The sequence below is a fragment of the Mesorhizobium sp. M7A.F.Ca.ET.027.03.2.1 genome (genome assembly GCF_003999175.1).
Taxonomy (GTDB): domain Bacteria; phylum Pseudomonadota; class Alphaproteobacteria; order Rhizobiales; family Rhizobiaceae; genus Mesorhizobium.
In genome coordinates this window covers 1-2,844 of record NZ_RZOM01000825.1, presented here as the reverse complement: position 1 = coordinate 2,844, position 2,844 = coordinate 1, and the positions used below count along the sequence as shown (strand labels likewise).

At 62.6% G+C, this 2,844-nt stretch carries 4 protein-coding genes; all 4 read right to left on the bottom strand.

Annotation, left to right across the window (positions count from 1 at the left end):
• On the bottom strand, positions 1–455 hold a 455-nt coding region (locus EN750_RS27540), incomplete at its 3' end, for an NADH-quinone oxidoreductase subunit J (protein WP_127398569.1).
• Between the two features lie 239 nt (positions 456–694).
• Positions 695–1,186: an NADH-quinone oxidoreductase subunit NuoI gene (gene nuoI / locus EN750_RS27535; RefSeq protein ID WP_023812382.1), complete on the bottom strand. Its 492-nt coding sequence runs from the start codon at positions 1,184–1,186 to the stop codon at positions 695–697.
• Positions 1,186–2,229, bottom strand: a complete 1,044-nt coding sequence (nuoH, locus tag EN750_RS27530; protein ID WP_127398567.1) for an NADH-quinone oxidoreductase subunit NuoH — start codon at positions 2,227–2,229, stop codon at positions 1,186–1,188. The genes nuoI and nuoH overlap by 1 nt, the downstream gene beginning before the upstream one ends.
• A gap of 2 nt (positions 2,230–2,231) precedes the next feature.
• On the bottom strand, positions 2,232–2,844 hold a 613-nt coding region (locus EN750_RS27525; protein WP_145967953.1), incomplete at its 5' end, for a molybdopterin-dependent oxidoreductase.

The following is a 2,844-nucleotide window of genomic DNA, read 5'->3' as shown; positions in this document are numbered from 1 at the left end:
TAGTAGAGGTAGTCGGTATAGAGGATGTCGCCGAGTGCGGCCGTGTTTGTTCGCGTGGCGAGATCCGGAATGGGCTTGGAGACCGTCGAGGCGAGCTGCGGCGCGAAAGTGTAGCCGCCGAGCACGACGATCAGCTCCGCCGCCAGGATCAGCCCGACCAGCGCGCCGATCGGCGCATATTGCAGAGCGCCTTCCTTCATCTCGGCGAAATCGACGTCGAGCATCATGACGACGAACAGGAACAGCACCATCACCGCGCCGACATAGACGACGAGCAGGATCATCGCCAGGAACTCGGCCCCGGTCAGCATGAACAGGCCGGCGGCGTTGAAAAAGGTCAGGATCAGGAACAGCACCGAATGCACGGGGTTGCGCGACGAAATGACCATGAACGCCGACGCCACCGCGACAAAGGCGAAGAGGTAGAAAAAGGCCGCCTCTAGTCCACTCAACATTGGGGATCCCCCGGGTTCCTGTACGAACAGGACGCTCGTCCTGTTTGTTGTCTCTGGCCTGGTTCCGCCTCCGGTTCCAAAGCCGCGTTGTCCTAGCCCATGTTCCGATCGGGTTGAAAGGCCCGATCGAAAGAAACATGGGCCACTCTGTATTCCGGAGCATGATCTGGTCCGAAAAGTCCGCAACTTTTCGGGATCATCCTCTGGACGAGGCCCCTGCCCCGCCCATGCGTCAAATATCAGCGGTAGGGCGAGTCCAGCGAGATGTTGCGCGCCAGTTCGCGCTCCCACCGGTCGCCATTCGCCAACAGCTTGTCCTTGTCATAGTAGAGTTCCTCGCGCGTCTCCGTCGCGAATTCGAAATTCGGCCCCTCGACGATGGCGTCGACCGGGCAGGCTTCCTGGCAGAAGCCGCAATAGATGCACTTCACCATGTCGATGTCGTAGCGAACCGTGCGGCGCGTGCCGTCATTGCGGCGCGGGCCGGCCTCGATGGTGATGGCCTGCGCCGGGCAGATTGCCTCGCACAGCTTGCAGGCGATGCAGCGTTCCTCGCCATTGGGATAGCGGCGCAGCGCATGCTCGCCGCGGAAGCGCGGACTAGTCGGCCCCTTCTCGTGCGGATAGTTGATCGTCTCCTTCGGCGCGAAGAACTGGCGCATCGACAGGAAGAAGGCGCTGACGAAATCCTGCAGCAGCAGCGATTTGGCGGCTTGGGAAAGAGCGGACATCACGCAAACCCCGTGATCTTGAGGAAGGCGGCGGTGGCGACCACCATGAACAGCGAGATCGGCAGGAACACTTTCCAGCCAAGCCGCATCAATTGGTCGTAGCGGTAGCGCGGCACGAAGGCCTTCACCATGGAGATGCCGAAGAACACGAAGCAGACTTTCAACACGAACCAGATGACGCCCGGCACCCAGGTGAACGGCGCGAAGTCGAACGGAGGAAGCCAGCCGCCGAGGAACAGGATGGTGGCCAGCGCGCACATCAGCACGATGGCGACATACTCGCCGAGGAAGAACAAAAGGAACGGCGTCGACGAATATTCGACCATGTGGCCGGCGACCAGTTCCGATTCGGCTTCCACCAGATCGAAGGGCGGCCGGTTCGTCTCGGCCAGCGCCGAGATGAAGAAGATGATGAACATCGGGAACAGCGCCAGCCAGTTCCAGTCGAGGAAGGTGTTGGGCAGGCCAAGCCGCGTACCAATTCCATCATGCTGCGACAGCACGATATCGGTGAGGTTGAGCGAGCCGGCGGTGAGCAGAACGGTGACGATGACGAAGCCGATCGAGACCTCGTAGGACACCATCTGAGCGGCCGAACGCAGCGCGCCGAGGAACGGATATTTCGAGTTGGAGGCCCAGCCGCCCATGATCACGCCATAGACCTCGAGCGAGGAGATGGCGAAAACATAGAGGATGCCGACATTCACGTTGGCGATCGCCCAGCCCTGATCGACCGGGATGACCGCCCAGGCCGAGATCGCCAGCACGGCCGACACCAGCGGCGCCAAAAGGAACACGCCCTTGTTGGCGCCTGACGGGATGACCGGTTCCTTGAAGACGAACTTCAGCAGATCGGCGAAGGCCTGCAGCGTACCCCAGGGGCCTACGACGTTCGGGCCACGGCGCAGTTGCACGGCCGCCCAGATCTTGCGGTCGGCGTAGAGGATGTAAGCAACGAAAATCAGCAGGATAACGATCAGCACGACCGATTTCAGCAGAATGATCAGCGCCGGCAGCACGTAGAAGGAGAAGAAAGTGTCCATGCTTATTCCGCCGCCTGCTTGAAGCCGCTCTTGGCCAGCGCCGAGCATTCCGCCATCACGGCCGATGCCCGCGCGATCGGGTTGGTCAGGTAGAAATCCGTCACCGGCGAGGTGAAGGTGCCCTTGTTCAGCCGCCCGCCGAGCTTCGCCACCCCGGCGATGTCCTCGGCATTGCCGGCCGCGACCTGATCGATACGGGCCAGATGCGGGTATTCGCCATAGAGCTTGGCGCGCAGCTGCGGCAGCGAATCGAACGGCAGTTTCTTGCCCAGCACATCCGACAGCGCCCGCAGGATCGCCCAGTCCTCGCGCGCCTCGCCCGGCGCGAAGCCGGCGCGGTTGGTCTGCTGCACGCGGCCTTCGGTGTTGACGTAGGTGGCCGACTTTTCCGTGTAGGCGGCCGCCGGCAGGATGACATTGGCGCGGTGCGCGCCCTGGTCGCCATGCGTGCCGATATAGACGACGAAAGCGCCGCCGGTCTTGGCCATGTCGATCTCGTCGGCGCCGAGCAGGAACAAGAGCTCCATTTCGCCCAGCATGCCGGCGACGTTTCTGCCGCCCTCGCCCGGCACGAAACCGAGATCGAGGCCGCCGACGCGCCCGGCCGCGTTGTGC